This is a genomic window from Pseudomonas synxantha BG33R, assembly GCF_000263715.2.
GTDB lineage: Bacteria > Pseudomonadota > Gammaproteobacteria > Pseudomonadales > Pseudomonadaceae > Aquipseudomonas > Aquipseudomonas synxantha_A.
Genome location: NZ_CM001514.1, coordinates 3,964,591 through 3,986,019, shown reverse-complemented (window position 1 = coordinate 3,986,019; position 21,429 = coordinate 3,964,591). Strand labels below are relative to the sequence as shown.

32 protein-coding genes are annotated in these 21,429 nt (G+C 58.3%); 14 read left to right on the top strand and 18 right to left on the bottom strand.

The window, feature by feature from the left end; all coding sequences use genetic code 11:
- Window position 1: 1 nt before the first annotated feature.
- Genes PSEBG33_RS10125 through PSEBG33_RS10135 form a run of 3 tightly spaced genes read right to left on the bottom strand, consistent with a single transcriptional unit; the run spans window position 2 to window position 3,560 of the window.
- Window positions 2–1,264 carry a dihydrolipoamide acetyltransferase family protein gene (locus PSEBG33_RS10125; protein ID WP_005789446.1) on the bottom strand — a complete coding sequence of 421 codons (1,263 nt, stop codon included), beginning with the start codon at window positions 1,262–1,264 and terminating at the stop codon, window positions 2–4.
- Window positions 1,265–2,323 carry an alpha-ketoacid dehydrogenase subunit beta gene (locus PSEBG33_RS10130; RefSeq protein WP_005789444.1) on the bottom strand — a complete coding sequence of 353 codons (1,059 nt, stop codon included), beginning with the start codon at window positions 2,321–2,323 and terminating at the stop codon, window positions 1,265–1,267. It lies immediately after the preceding gene.
- Window position 2,324: 1 nt separating this feature from the next.
- On the bottom strand, window positions 2,325–3,560 hold the full coding sequence (locus PSEBG33_RS10135) for a 3-methyl-2-oxobutanoate dehydrogenase (2-methylpropanoyl-transferring) subunit alpha (RefSeq protein ID WP_005789442.1): 1,236 nt from the start codon (window positions 3,558–3,560) through the stop codon (window positions 2,325–2,327).
- Window positions 3,561–3,755: 195 nt separating this feature from the next.
- Here PSEBG33_RS10135 and bkdR point away from each other — a divergent pair, with 195 nt between their 5' ends.
- Window positions 3,756–4,244: a Bkd operon transcriptional regulator BkdR gene (gene bkdR / locus PSEBG33_RS10140; protein WP_005789440.1), complete on the top strand. Its 489-nt coding sequence runs from the start codon at window positions 3,756–3,758 to the stop codon at window positions 4,242–4,244.
- A 176-nt stretch (window positions 4,245–4,420) separates the two neighbouring features.
- On the opposite strand, the gene PSEBG33_RS10145 is transcribed toward bkdR, so the two are convergent.
- The 14 genes from PSEBG33_RS10145 to PSEBG33_RS10215 all read right to left on the bottom strand — a co-directional run bounded on the left by PSEBG33_RS10145 (window position 4,421) and on the right by PSEBG33_RS10215 (window position 13,178).
- The gene (locus PSEBG33_RS10145) at window positions 4,421–4,804 is read right to left on the bottom strand and encodes a Mor transcription activator family protein (protein WP_005789438.1); all 384 of its coding nucleotides are present in this window, start codon (window positions 4,802–4,804) and stop codon (window positions 4,421–4,423) included.
- On the bottom strand, window positions 4,801–5,265 hold the full coding sequence (locus PSEBG33_RS10150; RefSeq protein ID WP_005789436.1) for a gp16 family protein: 465 nt from the start codon (window positions 5,263–5,265) through the stop codon (window positions 4,801–4,803). Before PSEBG33_RS10150 ends, PSEBG33_RS10145 begins: the two co-directional genes overlap by 4 nt.
- A 172-nt stretch (window positions 5,266–5,437) precedes the next feature.
- Window positions 5,438–5,659, bottom strand: coding sequence for a hypothetical protein (locus tag PSEBG33_RS10160; RefSeq protein WP_005789433.1), 222 nt, complete (start codon window positions 5,657–5,659; stop codon window positions 5,438–5,440).
- A gap of 1 nt (window position 5,660) precedes the next feature.
- Window positions 5,661–6,350 carry a DUF2786 domain-containing protein gene (locus tag PSEBG33_RS10165; protein ID WP_005789431.1) on the bottom strand — a complete coding sequence of 230 codons (690 nt, stop codon included), beginning with the start codon at window positions 6,348–6,350 and terminating at the stop codon, window positions 5,661–5,663.
- A 1-nt stretch (window position 6,351) separates the two neighbouring features.
- Window positions 6,352–6,639 (bottom strand): hypothetical protein, encoded by a 288-nt coding sequence (locus PSEBG33_RS10170; RefSeq protein WP_005789429.1) that lies wholly within the window; start codon window positions 6,637–6,639, stop codon window positions 6,352–6,354.
- 1 nt (window position 6,640) lies between these two features.
- Window positions 6,641–7,090 carry a hypothetical protein gene (locus PSEBG33_RS10175; RefSeq protein ID WP_005789428.1) on the bottom strand — a complete coding sequence of 150 codons (450 nt, stop codon included), beginning with the start codon at window positions 7,088–7,090 and terminating at the stop codon, window positions 6,641–6,643.
- 1 nt (window position 7,091) lies between these two features.
- Window positions 7,092–7,709 carry a DUF3164 family protein gene (locus PSEBG33_RS10180; protein ID WP_005789425.1) on the bottom strand — a complete coding sequence of 206 codons (618 nt, stop codon included), beginning with the start codon at window positions 7,707–7,709 and terminating at the stop codon, window positions 7,092–7,094.
- On the bottom strand, window positions 7,702–8,181 hold the full coding sequence (locus tag PSEBG33_RS10185) for a hypothetical protein (RefSeq protein WP_005789423.1): 480 nt from the start codon (window positions 8,179–8,181) through the stop codon (window positions 7,702–7,704). The genes PSEBG33_RS10180 and PSEBG33_RS10185 overlap by 8 nt, the downstream gene beginning before the upstream one ends.
- Window positions 8,178–8,495, bottom strand: coding sequence for a hypothetical protein (locus tag PSEBG33_RS10190; protein WP_032803621.1), 318 nt, complete (start codon window positions 8,493–8,495; stop codon window positions 8,178–8,180). The genes PSEBG33_RS10185 and PSEBG33_RS10190 overlap by 4 nt, the downstream gene beginning before the upstream one ends.
- 1 nt (window position 8,496) lies before the next feature.
- A complete protein-coding gene (locus PSEBG33_RS10195; protein ID WP_005789420.1) occupies window positions 8,497–9,678 on the bottom strand; it encodes an ExeA family protein in 1,182 nt (393 codons plus the stop codon).
- Window positions 9,678–11,453, bottom strand: a complete 1,776-nt coding sequence (locus tag PSEBG33_RS10200; protein WP_005789418.1) for a DDE-type integrase/transposase/recombinase — start codon at window positions 11,451–11,453, stop codon at window positions 9,678–9,680. Before PSEBG33_RS10200 ends, PSEBG33_RS10195 begins: the two co-directional genes overlap by 1 nt.
- Window positions 11,454–11,456: 3 nt before the next feature.
- Window positions 11,457–12,389, bottom strand: coding sequence for a hypothetical protein (locus PSEBG33_RS10205; protein WP_005789416.1), 933 nt, complete (start codon window positions 12,387–12,389; stop codon window positions 11,457–11,459).
- Between the two features lie 10 nt (window positions 12,390–12,399).
- On the bottom strand, window positions 12,400–12,702 hold the full coding sequence (locus tag PSEBG33_RS10210) for a helix-turn-helix domain-containing protein (protein WP_005789414.1): 303 nt from the start codon (window positions 12,700–12,702) through the stop codon (window positions 12,400–12,402).
- On the bottom strand, window positions 12,699–13,178 hold the full coding sequence (locus PSEBG33_RS10215) for a hypothetical protein (protein WP_005789412.1): 480 nt from the start codon (window positions 13,176–13,178) through the stop codon (window positions 12,699–12,701). Before PSEBG33_RS10215 ends, PSEBG33_RS10210 begins: the two co-directional genes overlap by 4 nt.
- 111 nt (window positions 13,179–13,289) lie before the next feature.
- Here PSEBG33_RS10215 and PSEBG33_RS28860 point away from each other — a divergent pair, with 111 nt between their 5' ends.
- Complete coding sequence (locus tag PSEBG33_RS28860; RefSeq protein WP_190311650.1) at window positions 13,290–13,589, top strand: hypothetical protein; 300 nt, start codon at window positions 13,290–13,292, stop codon at window positions 13,587–13,589.
- Here the strand turns inward: PSEBG33_RS28860 and PSEBG33_RS10220 are convergent.
- A complete protein-coding gene (locus PSEBG33_RS10220) occupies window positions 13,569–13,781 on the bottom strand; it encodes a DNA-binding protein (protein ID WP_005789410.1) in 213 nt (70 codons plus the stop codon). The genes PSEBG33_RS28860 and PSEBG33_RS10220 overlap by 21 nt on opposite strands.
- Here PSEBG33_RS10220 and PSEBG33_RS28240 point away from each other — a divergent pair.
- The 12 genes from PSEBG33_RS28240 (at window position 13,770) to PSEBG33_RS10270 (ending at window position 21,429) form a co-directional block, all read left to right on the top strand.
- The gene (locus tag PSEBG33_RS28240; protein WP_087945253.1) at window positions 13,770–14,282 is read left to right on the top strand and encodes a helix-turn-helix domain-containing protein; all 513 of its coding nucleotides are present in this window, start codon (window positions 13,770–13,772) and stop codon (window positions 14,280–14,282) included. The two genes, PSEBG33_RS10220 and PSEBG33_RS28240, sit on opposite strands and share 12 nt — an antisense overlap.
- Window position 14,283: 1 nt before the next feature.
- Window positions 14,284–14,871, top strand: coding sequence for a hypothetical protein (locus PSEBG33_RS10225; RefSeq protein WP_005789407.1), 588 nt, complete (start codon window positions 14,284–14,286; stop codon window positions 14,869–14,871).
- 12 nt (window positions 14,872–14,883) lie between these two features.
- Window positions 14,884–15,279 (top strand): hypothetical protein, encoded by a 396-nt coding sequence (locus PSEBG33_RS10230; RefSeq protein WP_050989044.1) that lies wholly within the window; start codon window positions 14,884–14,886, stop codon window positions 15,277–15,279.
- A gap of 141 nt (window positions 15,280–15,420) precedes the next feature.
- On the top strand, window positions 15,421–15,930 hold the full coding sequence (locus tag PSEBG33_RS10235) for a hypothetical protein (protein ID WP_005789403.1): 510 nt from the start codon (window positions 15,421–15,423) through the stop codon (window positions 15,928–15,930).
- The gene (locus PSEBG33_RS10240) at window positions 15,927–16,154 is read left to right on the top strand and encodes a hypothetical protein (RefSeq protein WP_005789401.1); all 228 of its coding nucleotides are present in this window, start codon (window positions 15,927–15,929) and stop codon (window positions 16,152–16,154) included. The genes PSEBG33_RS10235 and PSEBG33_RS10240 overlap by 4 nt, the downstream gene beginning before the upstream one ends.
- 195 nt (window positions 16,155–16,349) lie before the next feature.
- On the top strand, window positions 16,350–16,964 hold the full coding sequence (locus tag PSEBG33_RS10245; protein ID WP_005789399.1) for a hypothetical protein: 615 nt from the start codon (window positions 16,350–16,352) through the stop codon (window positions 16,962–16,964).
- 6 nt (window positions 16,965–16,970) lie between these two features.
- Window positions 16,971–17,189, top strand: coding sequence for a TraR/DksA C4-type zinc finger protein (locus PSEBG33_RS28855; RefSeq protein ID WP_032803620.1), 219 nt, complete (start codon window positions 16,971–16,973; stop codon window positions 17,187–17,189).
- Window positions 17,186–17,491: a hypothetical protein gene (locus PSEBG33_RS10250; protein ID WP_005789397.1), complete on the top strand. Its 306-nt coding sequence runs from the start codon at window positions 17,186–17,188 to the stop codon at window positions 17,489–17,491. Before PSEBG33_RS28855 ends, PSEBG33_RS10250 begins: the two co-directional genes overlap by 4 nt.
- A complete protein-coding gene (locus PSEBG33_RS10255) occupies window positions 17,488–17,781 on the top strand; it encodes a hypothetical protein (protein ID WP_005789394.1) in 294 nt (97 codons plus the stop codon). Before PSEBG33_RS10250 ends, PSEBG33_RS10255 begins: the two co-directional genes overlap by 4 nt.
- 2 nt (window positions 17,782–17,783) lie before the next feature.
- Window positions 17,784–18,335 (top strand): phage protein Gp27 family protein, encoded by a 552-nt coding sequence (locus PSEBG33_RS10260; RefSeq protein ID WP_005789392.1) that lies wholly within the window; start codon window positions 17,784–17,786, stop codon window positions 18,333–18,335.
- Window positions 18,332–19,936 (top strand): hypothetical protein, encoded by a 1,605-nt coding sequence (locus PSEBG33_RS10265; protein WP_005789390.1) that lies wholly within the window; start codon window positions 18,332–18,334, stop codon window positions 19,934–19,936. The genes PSEBG33_RS10260 and PSEBG33_RS10265 overlap by 4 nt, the downstream gene beginning before the upstream one ends.
- Window positions 19,933–21,429, top strand: coding sequence for a DUF935 domain-containing protein (locus PSEBG33_RS10270; protein WP_005789388.1), 1,497 nt, complete (start codon window positions 19,933–19,935; stop codon window positions 21,427–21,429). Before PSEBG33_RS10265 ends, PSEBG33_RS10270 begins: the two co-directional genes overlap by 4 nt.

Here is a 21,429-nt window from a genome sequence, read left to right as displayed (position 1 = left end):
CTTACTCCAGGAACAGGCTGGCGGGTTGTTCGAGCAGGCCGCGAATGGCCTGGATGAATTGCGCCGCGTCCATGCCGTCGACCACGCGGTGATCGAAGGAGCTGGAGAGGTTCATCATCTTGCGCACCACGATCTGGCCCTTGATCACCATGGGCCGTTCGACGATGCGGTTGACGCCGACGATGGCCACTTCCGGCAGGTTCAGCACCGGCGTGCTGACGATGCCGCCCAGGGCGCCCAGGCTGGTCAGGGTGATGGTCGAGCCGGACAGCTCTTCACGGCTGGCCTTGCCTGTGCGTGCGGCGTTGGCCAGGCGCACGATTTCTTCGGCAGTGCCCCACAGGCTGCGGGCTTCGGCGTGACGCACCACCGGCACCATCAGGCCCACGTCGCTTTGCGTGGCGACGCCCACATGTACCGCGCCGAGGCGGGTAATGACCTGGGCTTCGTCGTCGTAGCGAGCGTTGATCTGCGGGAAGTCGCGCAGCGCCACCACCATGGCCCGTACGATAAACGGCAGCAGGGTCAGCTTGCCGCGTGTCGCACCGTGCTTTTCGTTGAGATGCACGCGCAACTCGTCGAGGGCGGTGACGTCGATTTCTTCCACGTAGCTGAAATGCGCGGCGCGCCGGGTGGCGTCCTGCATACGCTGGGCGATCTTGCGGCGCATACCGATCACCGGGATCTGGTGTTCATCATTGCGCTCGGCGTAAGGGTTGGCGGCGCTGGCGCTGGTGGCCGGCCCCTGGTGCAGGTACGCCTCCAGGTCTTCGTGCAGAATCCGGCCCGCAGGCCCTGTGCCATGGACCAGACGCAGTTGAATCCCGGCATCCAGCGCATGTTTGCGCACGGCCGGGGAGGCCAACGGGCGCTCGCTGGCTTCGCGGGCCACGGGTGCTTGCGGCGCCTTCACGGTAGGCGCGGGTTTGCTTTCTACCGGTGCGGGTGCCGGTTTGGCTTCGGCCACGGGCGCCGCCTTCACCGGTTCGGCAGCCACCGGCACCTCCTTGGTGTTGCCTGCGCCTTCGACTTCAATGCTGATCAAAATACTTCCCACCGCCATGACTTCACCCGGCTCGCCGCCCAGGGAAATCACCTTGCCGTGGACCGGCGAGGGAATATCCACCATCGCCTTGTCGGTCATCACATCCGCCAGCACCTGGTCTTCAACCACCAGGTCGCCGACCTTCACATGCCACACCGACAACTCAACTTCCGCGATGCCTTCGCCAATGTCCGGCATCTTGATAACGTGCGTGCCCATTCAGACCTCCATGACCCGTTTCAACGCCGCGCCCACTCGGGACGGCCCTGGGAAATACGCCCACTCCTGCGCGTGCGGGTAGGGCGTGTCCCAACCGGTGACACGCTCGATCGGCGCTTCCAGGTGGTGGAAGCAGTGCTCTTGCACCAGCGATACCAGTTCGGCGCCAAAGCCGCAGGTGCGCGTGGCTTCATGCACCACCACGCAACGGCCGGTCTTTTTCACCGACTTGACGATGGTTTCCAAATCCAGCGGCCACAGGCTGCGCAGATCGATGACTTCGGCGTCGATGCCGGTTTCTTCGGCGGCAACTTGCGACACATACACGGTGGTGCCATAGGTCAGCACCGTCACAGCCGAACCTGGGCGCACGATGGCGGCCACGTCCAGGGGCACGGTGTAGTAACCGTCCGGTACCTGCGCTTGCGGGTGTTTTGACCACGGCGTTACCGGGCGATCGTGGTGGCCGTCGAACGGGCCGTTATACAGGCGCTTGGGTTCCAGGAAGATCACCGGGTCATCGTTCTCGATGGAGGCGATCAGCAGGCCCTTGGCGTCGTAGGGGTTGGATGGCATCACCGTGCGCAGGCCGCAGACCTGGGTGAACACCGCTTCGATACTCTGGCTGTGGGTCTGGCCACCATAGATGCCGCCACCGCAGGGCATACGCATGGTCAAGGGCGCGGTGAACTGGCCGGCCGAGCGATAGCGCAGGCGCGCCGCTTCGGAAATGATCTGGTCGGTGGCGGGGTAGACATAGTCGGCGAACTGGATTTCCGCCACCGGACGCAGGCCATACGCACCCATGCCCACGGCTACGCCGACGATGCCGCTTTCCGAGATCGGTGCGTCAAACACCCGCGAGCTGCCGTATTTGGTCTGCAAACCTTCGGTGCAACGGAATACGCCGCCGAAGTAGCCGACGTCCTGGCCGAACACCACCACGTTGTCGTCACGTTCGAGCATCACATCCATGGCCGAGCGCAGCGCCTGGATCATGGTCATGGTGGTGGTGGTCATGGCGGTTTCCAGTTCGATGCTGTTGTTGTGGTCGTTCATGTCACACCCCCAACTCTTGACGCTGGCGCTTCAAGTGCTCCGGCATCTCTTTATAGACGTCCTCGAACATGGTCGCGGCGCTTGGAATCTGCCCGCCGGCGAGGGTGCCGTACTGTTCGGCTTCCTTCTGCGCCTTGACCACTTCGGCTTCAAGTTCGGCACTGACCGCCGCATGTTCCTCTTCGGACCACTGGCCAATCTTGATCAGGTGCTGCTTGAGACGGGCAATCGGGTCGCCCAATGGGAAGTGGCTCCAGTCGTCGGCTGGACGGTATTTGGACGGATCATCGGAGGTGGAGTGCGGGCCGGCTCGGTAGGTGACCCACTCGATCAACGTTGGCCCCAGGTTGCGCCGTGCGCGTTCGGCAGCCCAGGCCGAGGCGGCATACACCGCGATAAAGTCATTGCCGTCCACGCGCAGTGAGGCGATGCCGCAGCCCACGCCGCGTCCGGCGAAAGTGGTGGCTTCACCGCCGGCGATGGCCTGGAAGGTGGAGATGGCCCATTGATTATTGACCACGTTGAGAATTACCGGCGCGCGGTAGACGTGGGCGAAGGTGAGGGCGGTGTGGAAGTCTGATTCAGCGGTGGCGCCGTCGCCGATCCAGGCCGAGGCGATCTTGGTATCGCCCTTGATCGCCGAAGCCATGCCCCAACCCACGCCCTGCACGAATTGGGTGGCGAGGTTGCCGGAAATGGTGAAGAAACCCGCCTCTTTGACCGAGTACATGATCGGCAACTGGCGACCCTTGAGCGGGTCGCGCTCGTTGGACAGCAGTTGGCAGATCAGGTCTACCAGCGGCACGTCGCGGGCCATCAGAATGCTTTGCTGGCGATAGGTGGGGAAGCACATGTCGTCGATGTTCAAGGCCAGGGCCTGGGCGCTGCCGATGGCTTCTTCGCCAAGGCTTTGCATGTAGAACGACATTTTTTTCTGGCGCTGGGCAACCACCATGCGGTTGTCGAAGATGCGCGTCTTGAGCATGGCGCGCATGCCTTTGCGCATGATCTCGGTCGAAACACCCTCGGCCCACGGCCCAAGTGCCTGGCCCTGGTCGTCGAGCACGCGGATCAGGCCCTTGGCCAGGTCGGCGGTGTCGGCGGGTTCTACGTCGATGGCGGGTTTGCGTACCAGGCCGGCGTCGGTCAGACGCAGGTAGGTGAAGTCGGTCTTGCAGCCTGGACGGCCCGAAGGTTCGGGAACGTGCAGGCGCAGCGGTGCATACGGCTGGGTCATGGCTTTCTACGCTCTATCTTGTGAATTTCTTGTAGTGGGCGCGCTAGCTGACAGTCAGTCTTCGGGTAGAAGAAATCTTGTCCTACAACAATCATAGGCGTGGCGTAGAAGAATATTTATCTGTGTTTCATTGCGCTCACCGTCATTTGCGGATAAAAAAACTGCATAAACATAATAAACAGGTGATTTTGTCTCATGCGCAAACTGGACCGTACCGATATTGGCATTCTCAACGCCCTGCAGGAGAACGCCCGCATCACCAACGCCGACCTGGCCCGCTCGGTCAACCTGTCGCCCACGCCGTGTTTCAACCGGGTCAAGGCGATGGAAGAACTGGGCCTGATTCGTGAGCAGGTCACGCTGCTGGATGCCGACCTGTTGGGGCTGCACGTCAACGTGTTCATCCATGTAAGCCTGGAAAAGCAGAATGAGTTGGCGTTGCAGCAGTTCGAAGGGGCGATCTCGGACCGGCCCGAGGTGATGGAGTGCTACCTGATGGCGGGTGATCCGGATTATTTGATCCGGGTGCTGGTGCCGACGATCCAGTCGCTGGAGCGTTTCATGATGGACTTTTTGACCAAGGTGCCGGGGGTGGCCAACATTCGCTCCAGCTTTGCCTTGAAGCAAGTGCGCTACAAGACGGCGTTGCCGTTGCCAGCCAATGGCATCAGCCTGGGCAACTGACTCAACGCGGTAAAAATGTGGAAGGGGGCTTGCCCCCGATGGCGGTGTGTGTATAGGAGTGAGATAAGTACAGGGGGGTGTGCGAGGTAATCCTGGGATACTCCGGGAGAAACCGGTCTACTCTGAACGAACTATGAAATAACCTTGCACACGCTGCAAATGAAATCAGCCACTGTTTAGCCATCGGGTGGCGAGGTACGGCCCTCCATATCATCAGCGAACAGATCCTTCTGTCGGCGGGCCAGCTCTTCCTTGCGCACCGCCTTCACGATCTTGTAAATCCACTGTAACGAAGCGCCGTATTTGGCTACCAGCTCCCGGTGATTCGAGCCGTTGAAGTCATCGTAGATCTGACGATCTCGGCGACTCAGCTTGATTGACTGGCCGATGGGAAAGTAGATGTTCTGCCCGCCCCAGTGCGCGGACATACGATCAGTAATTTCCCCGGCGACCTGCTGAGCGGTTCCGCTCTCCATCGAGGCCAGCTCTACGAGAGCTATTGCAATGTGGTCTGTAAGGTCAACCAGCAGCTCGGGGCCCTTGCTTCGGAAGTCGGTCATACGTCACTCCTGCCGCTATCCGCGCTTTCAACGCGCAGTAGCCACTGTTTCAGATTTTCAATTACCCGGCTGGCCTGAGCAGTGGTGAGCCACTGCAACGCAGCGACGCGGGTCATGCCCAGCACAAACTTGGCCAATGCAGCCTCAGAAGGATCACGGACGGCGCCCAGTTCATGCAGCGTCAGCCACAGAGAGCGGATCTTCTTCGACTGGACGTCGTCGGCTAAAGGCCGCTTAGGTTGATTGCTTGGACGAACCTTAAAGCCCCGCAGCTTGAGCTGTTCCAAAACCCTTAGCAGGTTTGGAACGCTCAAATCAGCGGTGGACGTAGCGCCATCCAATCCCGTCATGCCAGCCAACAGGAGGCGATAGGTATCGTCATCCATGCGCAACTCGCGTCGAGCAACGTGGATCAGCTTGATCAGACGCAGGCGGTTCGGGTTGGACGGCGCGGTTTTCACTGGTCACCTCCTTTCATCGAGCGTGTGTTGCCGTTCTGCTGGTTACGAGCGGCATGAATCCGTTGCCGGATCTTGCTGCATTTGGCGTGATTACCAGTGTTACGGGGGCGCTGGCATTGATCGCAGATCGCCAGGAACTCCAGTACACCGGCTGAGAGTTTCCCCGTGCTGTTCATGCCCATTTTTGTCGCCCCATCAGCTCAATAGCGGCCTGCTGCGGATCTTCAATGTCGCCATAAGACAATTCGCGGATGAAGTCCTCCATTTCGAGTTTGTCGTCCAGTGCATGACCCGAAGACCACGCGGCCACTCGCCCTTCGCCGATTGCCCGAGGCACTTCATTACCCAAGCCTTCAACTACTAGGGTGTCGTACTTCTTTTCTGCAGCGCTCATGTCAAACCCCCATGGTCAAGCGTGCGCGAGGCTGATGGTTCACCGCCTGGTGCAGTTGGGCGGACTTGCCCGCTTCATAGCCCGCGTCACCGGCGCCCTCATTGCGCGCTTTGACCTTGCGCCGCTTGAGTTCAACGCTTTTTACGTCTGGATGATGTTTTTTCATGAAGGCGTCAATCGCTTCGGCGATGTTGTCTTCTACGCCCGCAAACGCTTGGATTTTGCTGTGAACTGCATCCAGCCAGCCATTGGCGAAGGCATCCCCTCGGGCGGCCTTCGTAGAGCGCTTGCAACGCTTCTGTGTGTCCAAAAAGTCACGACGGGCCTTTTGTAGCTGACGAGCCAGCACTTGGTATGCGTAGCCGGACAGTTCCGGTGCGGCTGAGCAGCCAATAAAGATGAAGCGAGCAGCACTCCACTGAGGGTTGGAAATAAGGATCATGGTGCCGAACGCATCTGCACAGACTTGCGCAAGACGCACACGCCAGACAGGAGGCGAACCCTCCGAGCCCGCAAGGATCGTGTGTTCGCTCGCCATGCTGGCAAGCACGTCACCCACCTCCAGGTTGTACATCTCCATCAGTTTGTGCGCTTGGCGTAGCGCGGTTTCAGCTTCGTGCGGATTGCTGGTTTTGGACTTGGCCATCTCCAGGCACTTCTTGATTTTTTCCAGAGTGCGGTTGTTGTCCATGTCACTTTTCCTCCGAATCTGTGTCGCGGCTGACGTTCTTCGTCACCGTCAGTGGGAACTTGCCAAACAGATCAAGGGCTGTGGCGCAACCCGCCTTGAAGCCTTTGCGTTCGTCGCCCACAAGCAGGACTTGCTGTCCATTTGCGCCGCGTAATACCAACTCGGTATCGGCTGGCGCCTGCACAATCATCTGCAGTTTCTGGACATGATTGGAATGCCACTGCTGAAGCCATTTGAGGATCTCTACGACCTCTGGGTCGCGGGTGGTTACAGTCACTTGATCGGCCATGTCACATACCCTCCAGAGGGGTGATACGCCACTTGCTATGCAGGCGCCCAACAGGTGTGCATGGCAGGCGTTCAACGCCAGCGGACACGCCTGGAAAGAGCTTTTCAGCCAGGCGCTTCACTGGGTATTCATAGTCATGGGTGCAAGACACACGCTTGCCCCGCACAGTGCCGGTAACGTAACCATCACCGTCCTGTCGTACCGAAACCTCCACCGGTACCAGCGGTTGTATCGAGCGCACCGGGTATTTAATGCATTGGTCACGAGTATCCCCAGCGCGGAGAAACTCCACCAAACTGCCCACCTTAAGGCTTGCCAGGTTTACGACTCTTACTCCAGTCCATAGGCTGGAGTGGTAAGGCCAGCTTCCGGTGACGATGCCAGCCTCATCGACGGTCCACACCAGGAAGTCCTGGTGGTGGTCCTGAAATTCAATCAGTGTCTTGGTCATGTCACACCACCGCCAGGTCTAGAGGGATTGCCTTATAGTTGTCGGAGTCGCCGATCCGCTCATACACGCGGATGTAAACGGCACTGCCCGAGACCATGATGGAGTCCTTCACGGCCTTCATAGCGGCCTTCCAGTTATCGTCATCAATCTCTAGCCGCAACAAATCCAACACATCGGAGGTTTTGATCTGCCCATTACGGTTGGGGCTGAACACCCGGTCGACGATAGCCATCAAATGAGTGTCTGCCCCCTTGCTCCAAGCACGGATGCAGTCGTAGACCAGTACCTTTGCCACTTCCATTTCCTCGGTGAACGTCAGCCGGTCGGCATATGAACGCTGCACCTTGTACTGGCCGTCATACGTGGCGATGGTCACGTTGCCCTTCTTGCCACCCATCTGAACGCCGTAACGCTCACCGGCAATGCTGATCAAGTCGGCCACATCGCCGAGGGATTTTTTCTTGAAGTTTTTCAGCGCAAGGCTCAGAGCCTTGGCAGCATCTGCTAATTCGCGGGTCACCTGATCGCGCAGCTTGTCTTGGTCTCGCACCTGATCTTCAGGGACCAGGTGGCCCATGGCGTTACGCATATAGCCCTGAGGAATATTGCTATCAGACATGGTCGCTCTCCTTTGTGAGGGCCTGCAGATGCAAGGTGGCCCATTGGCAAGTTTCATCGGCGTTCACGCCTTGGGCCTGGACAACAACCCGCTCAATCCCGCCAGTTTTGTCGTAAACGGTGACCATCCAACCAACGACTCGGTTGAAGCCGATCTCCAGCCATAGGTGAGGCCGCAGGCTCAGCGCGGCGTCAAAGGCTGTTACCAAACCGGCCAATTGGGTGACGTGTTCGCTGCACTCGGCGTGCAGGTGGCTGATGACCTGGTATAGATGTTGGATAGCGTCCGAGAAGCGATCTTCAGCAATGGCCGCATGAGCCGCCTCTAACGCCCGAGATGGATCGGGCACCCGCTCGGCATGATCCAGGAGCACCGCCACATGCTTCATGGTGTCCTGCCAAAACAACGTAGGGGTTTCGGAGGCAACAGCTGCTCTCAAGGTTTTAATCGAAACATTGAGGGCCTGGTTCATTGGTCCTGCTCCTTCACCAAGCTGTACCAAGCCACATCAACACCCCGTACCGTCACGGTGTTGCGCGTAAACCGACCTGCAGGCGAGTGACGCATCCCGCGCAATTCATGCCCGAACCGCCGTAGGAACAGCTCAATATCGCTGTGGTCGATAAAGATCTTGTTGTCCAGCAGCACCAGGTGCTTGATCCCAATACCGGCGTCTCGGATATCACGGGTCAGTTCGTTGTAAGCCGAGAGCTTCACAGTGAAGTCTTCAGCCAAAACGCTGGTCCGCTCCTCCACTTGCACACCTACGAGGTATAAAGCGGCCATCTCACACCCCCTTCACAATGTCGGCGGTTACAAGGGGCGCGCCCAAATTCGCGGCCAGGTTCATCGCGGCGATCAGCAGGTTGCCGATTGCCAGCGGGTACAACAGCGAGACCGCCGTATCTCGACTCCCATTACGACCAGGTAGCGAAAGGCGGGCTGCAATGGCCTGGATGCCCCCAGCGTCGATCACCTCGGCCAGCGCCTTGCCTGCGCGTTCAAAGCGGAATTTCAGAAACTCCTCCAGCAGTGCGCCTTCGATTGGCGGCAGCATGATCCGCTCGCACCGCTGCACCACTTCACGTACATCCGCGTTGCGCTCGCTCAGTTTCACGCTCAGCTCCGGCTGGCCGATCATGATGATGCTGACCAGCTTGGTGAAACCGGACTCCAGCTCCAGGATGCGCTTGAGGTGTTTGAGCGTTGGAATCGGCAGGCTATGGGCCTCCTCGATTACCAGGCAGTGGCGATAGCCTGCGGCGTGGGAGTCTTTCAACACTTTGTGCAGCTGGGCAAAGCGTGCCTCGGGGCTGTTCTTGGGTTTGGTCAGGGGCGAGACCCTCGCCATCATTGCCTCGGCAATGTGAGTGCTTTTCAGCGATTTGCCTTTGGTGTCGTTATCTTCGGAAGCCAGTACATAGGGCTCAATGATCAACACCGGGTCATTGTTCTCAACGACTCGGTTCACCAGGTCGCGGCGCAAAGTGCTTTTGCCCGCACCTGATTCCCCCTGAACTGCCAGGAAGCCACCGTGCTTTGCGGTCTGGTACATAACCTCGCGAACGTAGCGGATATCCGGGCTGATCCACATGTCCTTGGCGCAGGAAAGTTCATCAAAGGGGTCGCGGAACAGACTGAATGCCTTACGAGTAGTTGGCAGCAGGGTTTGTTTTGGCAGTAACATAGGTTCGTCCTCCCCGGACGGCTCTTCTTTAAGGGCCGGATCTGTCGTGTTGGCGCACGGCAGGTCCACTTCTTCAAAGGCGTTAGCGATATCGGCATCGTTGGCGCCGGACTCGGTCAAGAACACACGAATGCGCCCCTGCAGGTCGGCGCTGTCCAGGCTGCGCGGCCATTGGCCGTGGTTCAGCAACTGAGCAATAGAGGCCTCGCTGAGCTTCAGCGATTCGGCCAAGGCCGATTGAGATCGGCCCACCCCCTGTAAAACGTGTTTAAGTTTCAACATCACTCACCTCCAACCGCCGCCCGAACCAGGCTGAGCGGGTTGCGCATGACCTCTACAGGCCGTTTCAGCTCAGCCTCAATGGCATCAAGCTGGTCTTGGGCAATGCCCTCCGGGTAGTGCTGCTGCAGCCAGCTGAAGCATTCGGCTGACCAAAGGTTTGCCATTCGTGGGCGCAGCAATTTCGCGGCCTCGACGTGCGACAGCAGCGCATGCTCGACAATCGGGGCGTTGACGTTCAGGGATGTACCACGGCGTGGCAGGTACGCCGGTAGCACGGTGTCGGTGACATGTTTGTGCGGGTCGATCAGCCCACCGAACGGCAGCGTTTTCGCCTTGCGGGCGGCTTCGGCATCGGCTTTGTTGGTGGTGCCGGTGGCGATCTGTTCCAGCAGATTGCGCGAGACTTGCGCCGGGGTTTCTGCGTGGCGCTTGTACTGCTCGCCGATGGTGGCCGAGGTCTGCGCGAAGCCGAACTGGTCCATGCCGATCCGCTCGACTACGTGGTAATGCTCGCGGCCATCGGCACCGGTCATAACGACAACCGCAGAATCTTTGTCGCGCCAGCAATTGCGGGTGATCAGCAGCTTTTCGCCAACCATAACTTCCGGTACCGAGCTGACGTCGAACTGGTCCCCGCGAAACGAAACGCGTAGCAGGTTGCTGACCTTGCGTTCCTCTGGCGTGCTGACCGCCAGTTCGCGGCAAACCTCAATGCCTGGCGCCAGGCGCAACTCGTCCTGCTTGATCAGTTGCCACACGCCGTAGCGGCTGCGGCGTGTCCTGGTATGAATGGAGGTTGCGTTGAAATAGCGCATCCACTCACCGGCCCAGCTATTGATCTGCTCAAGGCTGGTTGCTGCCTGGAACTTCAAGGCGCTTTCAAATTCGCGCTCAACGATGTTGTGGGCCTGCTCCACCTGCCCCTTGGCCCGTGCGTTGCCGACCTGGTTAATGATCAGTTCGATGGACATGGCGCGGCACAGGTTGCGGAAGATACCGCTGGTCATGGCCGCGCCAGGGTCGGTCATCAGCATCCAGGGCACGCCGTGGAATGGGTCAGATTCGTGGCGCTTCTGCATGGCGTTGATCAATACGGTGCAGAGGTTCTCAGCCGACTCCGCGCCCAGTACATACTCGACATACAGCGTGCCGCTGGTGTGGTCGGTGATCACGTAACGCCATAGGCGCTGGCGCTCAATTTTCTTGAGGTTGCCCGGCTTGCCATCGTAGAACTCGGCCTGCCTCATCACCCGAGCGCCATCGTCTGCCAAATAGAACTGTGTCGAGATAGAGGCGTCGACCTGCCAAACGTGGTTGGGGTGCTTGCTGGCAAGCGATACGGCGGGTGCGTCGTGCAGCAGCTGCTCAGGGTGTAGTTTGTAGGCACGCAGAGCGCGGCTGATGGCGCTGTTAGTCAGTGGACGAAACTCACCTGAGGCTTCATCTATGCGGCCAGCCAGAATCAGGTTGTTGCTTCGCAGGCGCTCAACAGCGCGCTCAATGGTAGACAGCTGCTTGTTGTTGGCCCGGATGGACTCCAGCAATACCGCCGAGATCATCCGCGCTTCATCCAAAGGTAAGGTGCTGTTACCGGCATCGCTGCGACGTTTACGAGGTTTGCTCACCGCTACCTCCTTCAGCTTACGCTGCAGGGTTTGAAGGGAAACACCCAGCTCGGCTGCACCGGCCTTGTAAATGGCGGTGCGTTGACCGTGCGGGGCATTGGCTGCCCGTTGGGCGATTTGCGCCAGTTGCTGGGTCTGTACGGGGTTCATCGGTTACGCCTCGGCCTGGGTCTGCCATACCGGCGTGTCGTCCTGGTGTTCGGGCAAGTGAAATTCGCTGCGAACAGTTGCCAGGGTGATTTCAAGCTGCTTGATCAAATCGGCCTGGTAGGCACGGTGGTCCTGGCCGTGTTCGGCAGCGTGTTCAGCCATCTTGGCAAAGCCTTCGCGAAGCTCGCCCAGGATCTTGGCTTCCACTTCAAAATGAAGAGCGACCACCTCGGTGCGCAGCTCTTTGATGACATCGTCTGGCGTTGCCGTCTGGATGCGCTTCTGAAGTTTTTTCAGCTCTTGCTTGGTGCTATCAAGCTCTTTGGCTTTGTTCGCCATGACTTCGCCTTGGGCTTCATAGTCGGCGTTGACTTCGTCCAAACGCTGGGTCAGTTCGGTTTTTTCTTTCGAGTGTTTGGCGATGATCTCTTCGGCGAGGTCGACAAAAGCCTCTTTGTCACCGGCCTTGGCGACTTCGATTAGGGCGGCTTGTGCATCTTCAGGCAGGCGGCGGTATTGGCGCATTTCGCGGTAGCCGATGCCCATGCGCGACATGGAGTCCAGCGCATTCTCACCAAATTGGCGAAGGTTACGGATATCCTCATCCACTTGGTCAACAGACCTTCCAAGCACCTGGCAAAACTCCTCCCAAGTGCCACTCAGAATTTCCGGACCGGTCCGGAGTTTCATGCCTTTAATAGCCCTGTAGAGCTTGTTTTCTTTGACGAAGGCCAATTTCGAAATCCGGACCGTCCGGGAAAAATCTTCGAAAGCGCCAGCCGCTTGTGCCTGCCCAAGCAGTTGATTTACCAGGTCACGCTCTTCGCTGTGGGCGGCGAGCATTGTCGCGACCGCATTCTGATTAGCCGTCAGCATTTCGCCGTCCAGGACAGGCAATTCAATTGGGGCAGTAGGTTGGGCTTTAGTACGTGCCATGGTTTTCTCCTTAGTTGAGCGAGCCAGCGGCAATCCGCTGATTGATTTCTTGCATCCGCTGGGTCAGCCTTGCCATGTGTTCGGCATGGGCCTGGGCGATTTGCAACATCGCCACCGAGTGGGCAAACCGACCGTTGTCCAGCTTTACTGCCAGCCCCTCTTCAATCAGGGTTTGCATAGCGCGGGTGATGTTGCTCGGGCTGTCCTTGGTTAGTTGGGCCAGCTCGGTGTTACTGAGGCCGGTGACGGTGTGCCCCTTCAAGGCTTTCAGCACGCCCAGCACGCGAGCGGCTCCTGAGGCGGTGCGGCTCATGGCTGCCCCTCCAGTTCCAGTTGTGGGTGTTGGGTCTGGCTGACGTTGCCTCGGTGCCAAGCAAGCCCTTCCATCGCGGCCTGAATTGCAGTCAGGGTCTCTTCGGCTTCACTGTTCTTGGCGTAGAACGCGAGCAGCTTCCCGGCGGCGGTTGTCAGCAGCTCCTGCAGGGCCTGTGTATCCTGGGCAGTGCAATTGCGCCCGGTGGGCATTTCTATAGTCAGGCGGCCTGCACTAGCAGCTATCCAGCGCGTGACGTAATCGCAGTTGCATACCCGCTCGTAAGGGCGGATCAAGTTGGCGGGCATGCGACCAGTTTGTAACCATTTATAAAGCGCCCAGTGATCGGGCAGCCCCATCTCGTCCGCGATGCGCTGCACACTTTTATTGTGAGCATCGATTGCAAAGTCCTTGCACAGCTCTAAAGCGTGGCGCAGCGACGTAGGACGGACGTTCTTCCAGCGGCGGCGATTCATTGGAAACCCTCCTGCAGACGGTCTTCCAAACAAATGGATTTTTTGCAGCTAGCCAAACGGGTTGCGCCAGCTGCAAAGTTTTGCGGTACATTCGCAAACTGAGACATGGCTATGACCGACCGTATTGAGGCGCTTGAAGCGCAAGTGAATGCTTTGGCGCAGGGCTGGTTACGCCTTGCGGCAGTTCTTGAAGTTGAAGGTCTTGTAACGGCTGAATGCCTTGAACAGGCCCTGAGGCCAATTCGTTGGCCGGGCCAATCAATCGAGGCTGAAGCCACGAAAACGCTGGGCTGGCTGTGCGATCAATTGGCTGAAGCCCGCGTGGCCCGCCAGTCGACAACGCGACAAACAGAAAGCCGAAGCGGTCGACGCTCATCTGCACGGCAGCCATTACGCTGCCAACGCCGATGAAGGTTTAAGTCCAAGCTTCACCGCAATATCGTGAGCCTTGCCGTAATGGGCTTTGGCTTGGCCATTGAGTACGCGATACACCTCGTTACGGGTGTAGCCGTTCTCGGTAGCCCATTCAGTGATGGTTTTGCCAACCCGACGGAAGTTTTCTTTCACCTGGTCGGCGGATAGGGCTTTGGCATGGGTGGCCATGGTGGTGGCTCCTGTGATGCAAAGATGATTAGTGTTTGTGTGGATGATTTTGTGATCTATAGATCACATAGTCAAGGAATATTTGTGACGGATAGATCACCTTTTCTGCGGCTCAAAGAAGAGCGCAAGCGCCTGAAGCTGACTCAAGCTGCTGCTGGAGCAGTTGCGGGCGTGACAAGAGAGACTTGGAGTCGATACGAGGCTGGTGCGGTTGCACCCGGCATGGAGGCGCTTGAGGCTTTTGCTCTCGCGGGTGCAGACGTTCAGTACGTACTGACAGGGCTGCGCGGATCGCTTCCGCCGTCAACCAGGGAGCGGCTGTTTCTAGATCAATTTCGCCGCAGCCCTGAAGAGCGACAAGATGAGGCGCTGCGCGTTCTTCTGGGGGCGCAAGCTCCTACCAGCGCACAACATACATTTCAAAGTGTTGGCCAATACATTCATGGATCGGTAAACCAGTCGGGTCTGACCCTCAACGTTGGTGGCAAAGGGAAGAAGTGACATGGTGCAAAACTTCCAAGGAGGAGTCGGTCAAGCAGCCGAAGGGGATATTAATAATTACGGAATCAATATCAGCCTCGCGGATGCCGACAAAGCTGAAACCCGTGGGTTGGTCACGGCTCAACGTAAAGAGCTGCATGAACTGCGCGCTAAATGCGAAGAGCTTGGTGATGACCCTAGGGATGTATGGCGTACGGTGCACGCCCATTTAGGTGTCACGTCGATCAATGAGATTACAGCCGATCAATTCTCGGAAGCGCGAGAGGTCATGCGACAAAGGCTTGAGTATCTTAGAGAAGGTGCAGACAAGCGCAGGCTTGTTGGAAAGGTACTTAGGGCCGTCGCCGAAAAGGACGCAAAAGCAGAAATGAATACGTTCTGCGATCTCTCATTTGGCCGGACCCAACTTAAAGATCTTGAGAAGGCTCAGCTTCAAAAAACACTTGAGTATGTGCTTGAGTTCAAGGCGGTTGTTGCTTCGGCAAGTGAGCCCGCCGAGCTGACATTTCAGAGTTTTGTTTTATTGTATAAGAAGAATGCTGCCGGGATTTTTGCTCTCGGAATCTTGATTGGTGCGGTGCTTTTTTAGGTGGGTGGAGTAATGAAAACAAAGGTTTCAGGTTTCCTGGTTGTCGTGCTTCTGGCTCTTTCAGGTTGTGGTGCTGAGTCAGGCCCTCCTGAGTTTAAGGTCCTTACCAGCGACGCGGTCGTGACGAATGCTCTGCCGGCCATTCGAAAAGTTTGTCCAGGTTTGGATAAGTACTCAGCGCAATTCAGCAACGTACGAGTTGAGCAGCAATTTCGTACTGCCATCCTTTTCGAAGTTTCTAACTCAAGCAAAATCCCAGATGCTTATAAAGCCGGTGGACATACATGCTTTGTAGAGATTGATGATGAGGGCAAAAATATTTTTATCGAAAAAATGGCATGCAAGTCGATTTGCCAAGATCAAACAACGACTGCTGACGGGCAATTGAAACTCTCACTGGCGGAGTGACTGCGAGCAGCATGCGGTATTCACGCTGACATCAAATCTCTTTAAACCCGATTAAAAGCCTTCCTGACACACGCCGCCCATCATGGCGGCGTGTGTATTTCTGGCGCCTGAAACCTGTGGCGCCATTACAGGAGGCGTCCCGTGCGACCCGAATTCCCTCGCGGCATCCGCAATTTCAACCCCGGCAATATCCGCCACACCAAAGGTGTGCGCTGGCAAGGCATGGCCGACGCTCAAGGCGATAGTGAGTTCGTCCAATTCACGGCTCCACGTTGGGGCATCCGAGCCATTGCTCGAATCCTAATCACCTATCAAGACAAGCGCCTGGCCCCTGATGGCAGCCGCATCGACACCGTGCGCGAGATCATCGAACGCTGGGCGCCGCCGTCCGAAAACAATACCAACGCCTACACCGCCAGCGTGGCCCGCGCCTTGGGGATCGGCCCGGATGTAGGCTTGGATGTCTACGACTTCGATGTCATGCGCACGCTGGTGTTGGCGATCATTCGCCACGAAAACGGCCCAGGCCCGCTGCCAGGTGGTCAATGGTACGGCGAGTCGATCATTGCCGAGGGGTTGACGCTTGCAGGCATCGAGCGCGGGGCCAAACACGGCGCCAAGCAGGCCGATACCGACTGGAGGCCAGCATGAAGGGAGTCAAGCCCATCTGCGACTGGCGCTGCTGCTACCGGCTCTACAGCGTGCAGATCACCGTCTTCATCGCGTTCCTTGGCCTCGCTCAGTTGGAGTTGCTGCCGATGTGGCAGGGCCAGCTCTCGCCCCGCGCTTACGCGGCGCTGAACAGTGGTCTTGCAGTGGTTCTATTTTTTGCCCGCTTGATCAAACAACCGCCTGACCAGGGGAAGCCGCTATGAGGCTCAACGTCTTCGGTCGGTTGTTTTCCGCGCTGCTGGCCGGGTTTACCTGGGGGAATCGTTGGGCATCTCCTTGTTCCGCTGCCGGTACTTGGATCGGAGCGGCAGTGGTGCCTCCCTATCGACATGGCAAAACAGGTATCGCCGCAGCGAAGCGTCGTTCACGTAAATCACGTAACCGCCAGAGGCATTCCCGTGGGCGCGCTTGAGCAAATGGTCTGGCCGTTGACTGCACGCCTGGCAGCGGTCGGGTTCGCCTGCGCGCTCAGCGCTGCAGCAGCCGGTTCAATCGCTTACGGCTTCGGCTTTCGGTATGCCGAGTCGGTGGGCGCAGCTGCTCTGGCAGATCTCAAGTCACAGCACTCCGAACAAGCTCGGATCGCTGAAAGCGCTAACCGCCTACAACTGCTCCAACAGGTCGCTAGGGCCAGCGAAAGCGAGTCTCTGCTGTTCAACCTGATGGACCAGTACGCCAAACAAAAACAGCTGCTCCAGGAGCGCATCCCTAATGTCACGACCCAATACCGGCCTGCGCCTGGCGCAGTTGCTCAGCCTATCCCTCGTTGCGTGTTCACTGCTGGCTGGCTGCGCGACTTCAACACCGCCCTCGGTGTGCCCGCCCCAGGATCAAGCACCACTGCCACCCAACTTGCGCAAGCGCCCTGGGCCACCCCCGGCACTGACGCCGAACTATTGGAAAGCGGCGTCACTCCCGCAGACATTCTCGCCTACGCCCAGGACTACGGCCTGTGGGTTCGTAACAACCTCGCCCAACTCAACGGTTTGCTGGATCTACAGGAAAAGGACTGATGCCCTATGGATGTAGCCGAACACGCTACAGAGCAAGACGACGATGAGTCGGCAGCACGTATCTACAGCCACGGCCTGCAGCGGCGATCTGGTATTTCAGCCTACCGCTGCGAGGCTTGCGGCGATGCGATCCCCGAGGACCGCCGCCAAAACGAACCGGGTACCGAACACTGCAGCGACTGTGAAGGCGCTTTACAACACATGAACAGACGGGGTTTTCGATGAACCTGAACGAACTCAACTTTGGCTTCCAGACCGTGCAGTGGCTGATTTTGACGGTACTTGGCATCTACACCTGGATGACCAAGCGCCAGGCGGCAAGCGGTCAGGAACTTTTGGATTTGCGAGTCCGTATTGTTGCCCTGGAGGAGCAAATTCGACACCTGCCTGACCAAGCAGCGTTCACCAATTTACTGGGTGATATGAAAGCCATGCGGGCCGAAGTGTCAGGGGTCAAGGATGCACTTGCCCCTTTAGCCCGCTCGCTAGACCGGATCAATGATTACTTGTTGCGAGAAAAAACATGACTCAATTCGCCGCCTTTCTACGAGAAGACTATCGTCTGGTCATCCTGCGCTTGCTGGCCGAGACCACCGGCTACCGTGCCAATAGCTCTGTGCTGACCATGGCCCTGGACAGCTTCGGCCACACGCTAAGCCGTGACCAGGTCAAAACCGAAATGCAATGGCTGGCCGAGCAAGGCGCCCTGTCGCTTGCCGATGTTGGCCCGGTGCTAGTGGCGACTCTCACCGAGCGCGGGCAGGACATCGCTGCAGGCCGTGCCCGCGTCCCAGGTATTAAAAGGCCGGGGGCGTAACCATGGCGGGCAAATCATCCGTCAGCCGCCTGCCGCCAGTGGTCAAGGCTTACCTCCAGAAGCTTCTGCGTGAAGACCGCATGACCCTGGATGAGATGATCGCCGATATCCAAGCGCGGTTTCCCAATGAGAAGGTGCCCAGCCGAAGCGCGCTGGGCCGTTTCAAGGTGGGCTTTGAGCAACTGACTGAAAAAACCCGACAACACCGGGAGCAAGCTGAAGCTTTCGTCGGCGCGTTTGGCGAAGACTCTAGCGATAAAACTGGGGCATTGCTGGTTGAGGCCATTTCTACCTTGGCCTATCAGGCCGCCATGGGCGCGCATGAAAAGGATGAGGTCACCACCAAAGAGGTGGCTGATCTGGCGCGTGCAGCGAAAAACACCATGCAGGCCCGCACCTTGAGCATGAAAGAACGCCAAGCCGCTGAACAGGCGGGGCGTGACCGTTTGATTCGCGAGCAGTCCGCTGAATTGGATAAGGCCGTCAAGGCCAAGGGGTTGTCCGAAGAACAAGCTCTGTACTGGCGCCAGAACTTCTTGGGCGTGAAGCAATGAAACCATCGTCCAGCACCGTCCGTGTCATCGAGTGGGACGAGCTACCGCCCAGCGTTCGCCAGATTCCCGAGGGATACAACCCGATTGCCGAAGGCATCCTGATGGCTCACCAGGTGGACTGGTTGAAGATTCAGGCGCAAATAAAACTTTGCGAAAAGGGCCGCCGCACGGGCATCACATTTGCTGAAGCACTGGACTCGGTCATCACCGCCGCTTCTCAGAAATCCGCAGGCGGCATGGATTGCTTTTACATTGGCGATACCAAGGAAAAGGGTCTGGAGTTCATTGGCTACTGTGCCAAATTCAGCCGGGTGATGGCCGAGGCTCAAGCCTCGGGCGTCAGCGAGATTGAAGAGTTCCTGTTTCAAGATCAGGACGAATCGGGCAATACACGTCAGATCAATGCTTACCGAATACGTTACGCCTCGGGCTTTAAAATCGTTGCACTGTCGAGCAACCCGGCCAGCGTTCGTGGCCTGCAGGGCAAGGTCATCATCGACGAAGCCGCGTTCCACCGTAACGTATCCGCCGTGCTCGATGCCGCTATAGCCTTGCTGATTTGGGGCGGTCGCATCGTGATCATCAGTACTCACAACGGCAAATCCAACCCCTTTAACCAGATGGTCAATGACATCCGGGATGAGCGTTATGGCGACAGCGCCGAGGTGTACACGGCAACGTTTGACGATGCCGTCGCCAATGGGTTGTATGAGCGTGTTTGCTTCATGGCGGGCGAGCCTCCGACCGCTGAAGGTAAGGAAACTTGGTACAAGAAAATCCGCAATGCCTATGGTCCGCGTAAGGCGCAGATGCGCGAGGAGTTGGATGCAATCCCCCGCGATGGCAATGGCGTGTCCATTCCTGGCGTGTGGGTTGACGAGGCCATGCGTCCTGGCCGCGAAGTACTCCGACTGGCTCTGGATGCAGACTTTGTCCACCAGGCGCTGTATCGCCGCGAAGCTTATGTAAACGACTGGATTGACCGCGAACTGGCGCCAGTAATGTCAGAGCTTGATCCTGAACTTCGCCACTTCCTAGGTATGGACTACGCGCGGCACCGCGACTTTTCCATCATCTGCCCGATGTCGGTTGACATGTCTCGGCACCGTGATGTGCCGTTCGTGATGGAGATGCACAAGGTTCCGACCCGCCAGCAACAGCAAATTCTGTTTTACATCCTGCGTGGCCTGCCGCGCTTTGTCGGCGCCGCACTGGACGCCACCGGCAGCGGCGAAACCCTCGCCGAGGACACTGCCGACGAGTTCGGCCACAACCGTATTCACCAGGTGAAGATCACCCGCGCCTGGTACGGCGCCTGGATGCCCAAGTTCGTGCAGTTGTATGAAGACGGCGCCATCACCATGCCGAAGGACGACAACCTGCACCAGGACGTGCGCGCCATCGAAACCGTGGAGGGCATTCCGATGATCGTCAAAGCCCGTTCACAAGACCTTAAAGACCCGGACCTGTACCGCCACGGTGACTTCGCTGGGGCCGGTGCGCTGGCTAACTTCGCCACGTTGGAAGTCGCATCAGGGCCGGTCGCTGCCAAATCACGCCGCCCTCGCCAGGGCCGACGAATTACCCAGGGGTACGCATGAACAACACAGGCCTGTGGGTCAGCCCCACCGAGTTCGTCAATTTCGCCGATGCCAAGCGCGACAAGCTGCTCGGTCGGCACATCGCTACCCGCGACCGCTCCAGTGGCGGCGCCTTTGGTAGCGCCAATCTGCCCAACCCTGACCCGATCCTCAAGGCCCAGGGTAAGGACATCACGGTCTACCGCGACCTGCGCAGCTCCGCACTGGTCGGCGGGAACATCCGTCGCCGCAAGGCGTCGGTGCTAGCCCTGGAACGCGGTATCAAGCGTGGTAACGCGCCTGTCAAGGTTGAGCGCTTTGTCCGCGACTGGATGCTCGATCTGGACCTTGACCGCATCATTCGCGAGCTGCTCGATGCGCCGCTGTTTGGGTACCAGCCTGTCGAGTTGATGTGGCAACCCGTTGGCGGCTACCTGATGCCCTCTGATCTACTCGGCAAGCCCGCCGAGTGGTTCTTCTATGACAAAGAAAACCAGCTGCGCTTTCGCTCTCAGGACGGTGGCCAGGAAGGCGAACTGTGCGACCCGCAGCGCTTCATCGTGGCGCGCCAGGATGCAACCTACGCCAACCCCTACGGCTTTCCCGATCTCAGTATGTGCTTCTGGCCCGCCATGTTCATGAAGGGCGGCTTGAAGTTTTGGGTGCAGTTCACCGAGAAATACGGCAGTCCTTGGGTTATAGGTAAACACCCTCGTGGCGCCACTGATGCCGAGACCGACTTGCTGCTCGATAGCCTGGAGGCCATGGTCCAGGACGCCGTAGCTGCGATCCCTGACGACTCCAGCATCGAAATCAAGGAAGCGTCCGGCAAAGCGGGCAGCGCCACGGTTTATCGTGAACTGCTGGAGTACTGCCGCAGCGAAATCAACGTAGCCATGCTCGGGCAAAACCAGACCACTGAAAAGGAAAGCAACCGCGCAAGTGCAGAAGCCGGTGCCGAGGTCACCAAAGACATTCGTGATGGTGACGCCGGGATCGTGGCCACAGCCATCAACGCAGTGATCCGCCGCATCGTCGATATCAACTTTGGCGAACATGTTGTGGCCCCCGTGTACGAGCTGTGGGAACAGGAGGAGATTGATAAGGTCCTGGCCGAGCGGGACAAAAGCCTCAGTGAATCGGGAGTCAAGTTCACGCCGCAATACTTCAAGCGCACCTATAACCTGCAGGACGGGGACATTGTCGAAACCGCACCGGCTGATACCGGCCCTGCTTTTTCGGAGCCGACCTTCAAGCCAATCCTCGACCAGCTGGCGCTCGACCAGGCTATTAATCGCCTGCCCGCCGAGCTGCTCCAGGAACAGGGTGAAAAGCTCGTAGCGCCAGTATTGGAAGCCCTGCAACGCGGTCGCTCTGATAGTGAAGCGCTCGGCCTCCTGGCTGAAATTTACCCTCACATGGATGACCAGTCGCTGCAGCAGAACCTTGCCCGCTTGTTGTTCATCGCCGACACCTGGGGCCGCCTGAGCGTCAACGCGGATCGGGAGGACTGA

What these genes read in the sequence shown, in the direction of transcription:
- PSEBG33_RS10185 (WP_005789423.1), bottom strand. Translation starts at nt 8,181, where the DNA reads ATGAACCAGGCCCTCAATGTTTCGATTAAAACCTTGAGAGCAGCTGTT.
- PSEBG33_RS10270 (WP_005789388.1), top strand. Translation starts at nt 19,933, where the DNA reads ATGAACAACACAGGCCTGTGGGTCAGCCCCACCGAGTTCGTCAATTTC.
- PSEBG33_RS10225 (WP_005789407.1), top strand. Translation starts at nt 14,284, where the DNA reads ATGGTGCAAAACTTCCAAGGAGGAGTCGGTCAAGCAGCCGAAGGGGAT.
- PSEBG33_RS10200 (WP_005789418.1), bottom strand. Translation starts at nt 11,453, where the DNA reads ATGAACCCCGTACAGACCCAGCAACTGGCGCAAATCGCCCAACGGGCA.
- PSEBG33_RS10195 (WP_005789420.1), bottom strand. Translation starts at nt 9,678, where the DNA reads ATGTTGAAACTTAAACACGTTTTACAGGGGGTGGGCCGATCTCAATCG.
- PSEBG33_RS28855 (WP_032803620.1), top strand. Translation starts at nt 16,971, where the DNA reads ATGGATGTAGCCGAACACGCTACAGAGCAAGACGACGATGAGTCGGCA.
- PSEBG33_RS10135 (WP_005789442.1), bottom strand. Translation starts at nt 3,560, where the DNA reads ATGACCCAGCCGTATGCACCGCTGCGCCTGCACGTTCCCGAACCTTCG.
- PSEBG33_RS10240 (WP_005789401.1), top strand. Translation starts at nt 15,927, where the DNA reads ATGAAGGGAGTCAAGCCCATCTGCGACTGGCGCTGCTGCTACCGGCTC.
- PSEBG33_RS10175 (WP_005789428.1), bottom strand. Translation starts at nt 7,090, where the DNA reads ATGACCAAGACACTGATTGAATTTCAGGACCACCACCAGGACTTCCTG.
- PSEBG33_RS10210 (WP_005789414.1), bottom strand. Translation starts at nt 12,702, where the DNA reads ATGAGCCGCACCGCCTCAGGAGCCGCTCGCGTGCTGGGCGTGCTGAAA.
- PSEBG33_RS10180 (WP_005789425.1), bottom strand. Translation starts at nt 7,709, where the DNA reads ATGTCTGATAGCAATATTCCTCAGGGCTATATGCGTAACGCCATGGGC.
- bkdR (WP_005789440.1), top strand. Translation starts at nt 3,756, where the DNA reads ATGCGCAAACTGGACCGTACCGATATTGGCATTCTCAACGCCCTGCAG.
- PSEBG33_RS10220 (WP_005789410.1), bottom strand. Translation starts at nt 13,781, where the DNA reads ATGGCCACCCATGCCAAAGCCCTATCCGCCGACCAGGTGAAAGAAAAC.
- PSEBG33_RS10265 (WP_005789390.1), top strand. Translation starts at nt 18,332, where the DNA reads ATGAAACCATCGTCCAGCACCGTCCGTGTCATCGAGTGGGACGAGCTA.
- PSEBG33_RS10165 (WP_005789431.1), bottom strand. Translation starts at nt 6,350, where the DNA reads ATGGACAACAACCGCACTCTGGAAAAAATCAAGAAGTGCCTGGAGATG.
- PSEBG33_RS10255 (WP_005789394.1), top strand. Translation starts at nt 17,488, where the DNA reads ATGACTCAATTCGCCGCCTTTCTACGAGAAGACTATCGTCTGGTCATC.
- PSEBG33_RS10145 (WP_005789438.1), bottom strand. Translation starts at nt 4,804, where the DNA reads ATGACCGACTTCCGAAGCAAGGGCCCCGAGCTGCTGGTTGACCTTACA.
- PSEBG33_RS10205 (WP_005789416.1), bottom strand. Translation starts at nt 12,389, where the DNA reads ATGGCACGTACTAAAGCCCAACCTACTGCCCCAATTGAATTGCCTGTC.
- PSEBG33_RS28860 (WP_190311650.1), top strand. Translation starts at nt 13,290, where the DNA reads ATGACCGACCGTATTGAGGCGCTTGAAGCGCAAGTGAATGCTTTGGCG.
- PSEBG33_RS10260 (WP_005789392.1), top strand. Translation starts at nt 17,784, where the DNA reads ATGGCGGGCAAATCATCCGTCAGCCGCCTGCCGCCAGTGGTCAAGGCT.
- PSEBG33_RS10160 (WP_005789433.1), bottom strand. Translation starts at nt 5,659, where the DNA reads ATGAGCGCTGCAGAAAAGAAGTACGACACCCTAGTAGTTGAAGGCTTG.
- PSEBG33_RS10130 (WP_005789444.1), bottom strand. Translation starts at nt 2,323, where the DNA reads ATGAACGACCACAACAACAGCATCGAACTGGAAACCGCCATGACCACC.
- PSEBG33_RS28240 (WP_087945253.1), top strand. Translation starts at nt 13,770, where the DNA reads ATGGGTGGCCATGGTGGTGGCTCCTGTGATGCAAAGATGATTAGTGTT.
- PSEBG33_RS10125 (WP_005789446.1), bottom strand. Translation starts at nt 1,264, where the DNA reads ATGGGCACGCACGTTATCAAGATGCCGGACATTGGCGAAGGCATCGCG.
- PSEBG33_RS10190 (WP_032803621.1), bottom strand. Translation starts at nt 8,495, where the DNA reads ATGGCCGCTTTATACCTCGTAGGTGTGCAAGTGGAGGAGCGGACCAGC.
- PSEBG33_RS10170 (WP_005789429.1), bottom strand. Translation starts at nt 6,639, where the DNA reads ATGGCCGATCAAGTGACTGTAACCACCCGCGACCCAGAGGTCGTAGAG.
- PSEBG33_RS10230 (WP_050989044.1), top strand. Translation starts at nt 14,884, where the DNA reads ATGAAAACAAAGGTTTCAGGTTTCCTGGTTGTCGTGCTTCTGGCTCTT.
- PSEBG33_RS10215 (WP_005789412.1), bottom strand. Translation starts at nt 13,178, where the DNA reads ATGAATCGCCGCCGCTGGAAGAACGTCCGTCCTACGTCGCTGCGCCAC.
- PSEBG33_RS10250 (WP_005789397.1), top strand. Translation starts at nt 17,186, where the DNA reads ATGAACCTGAACGAACTCAACTTTGGCTTCCAGACCGTGCAGTGGCTG.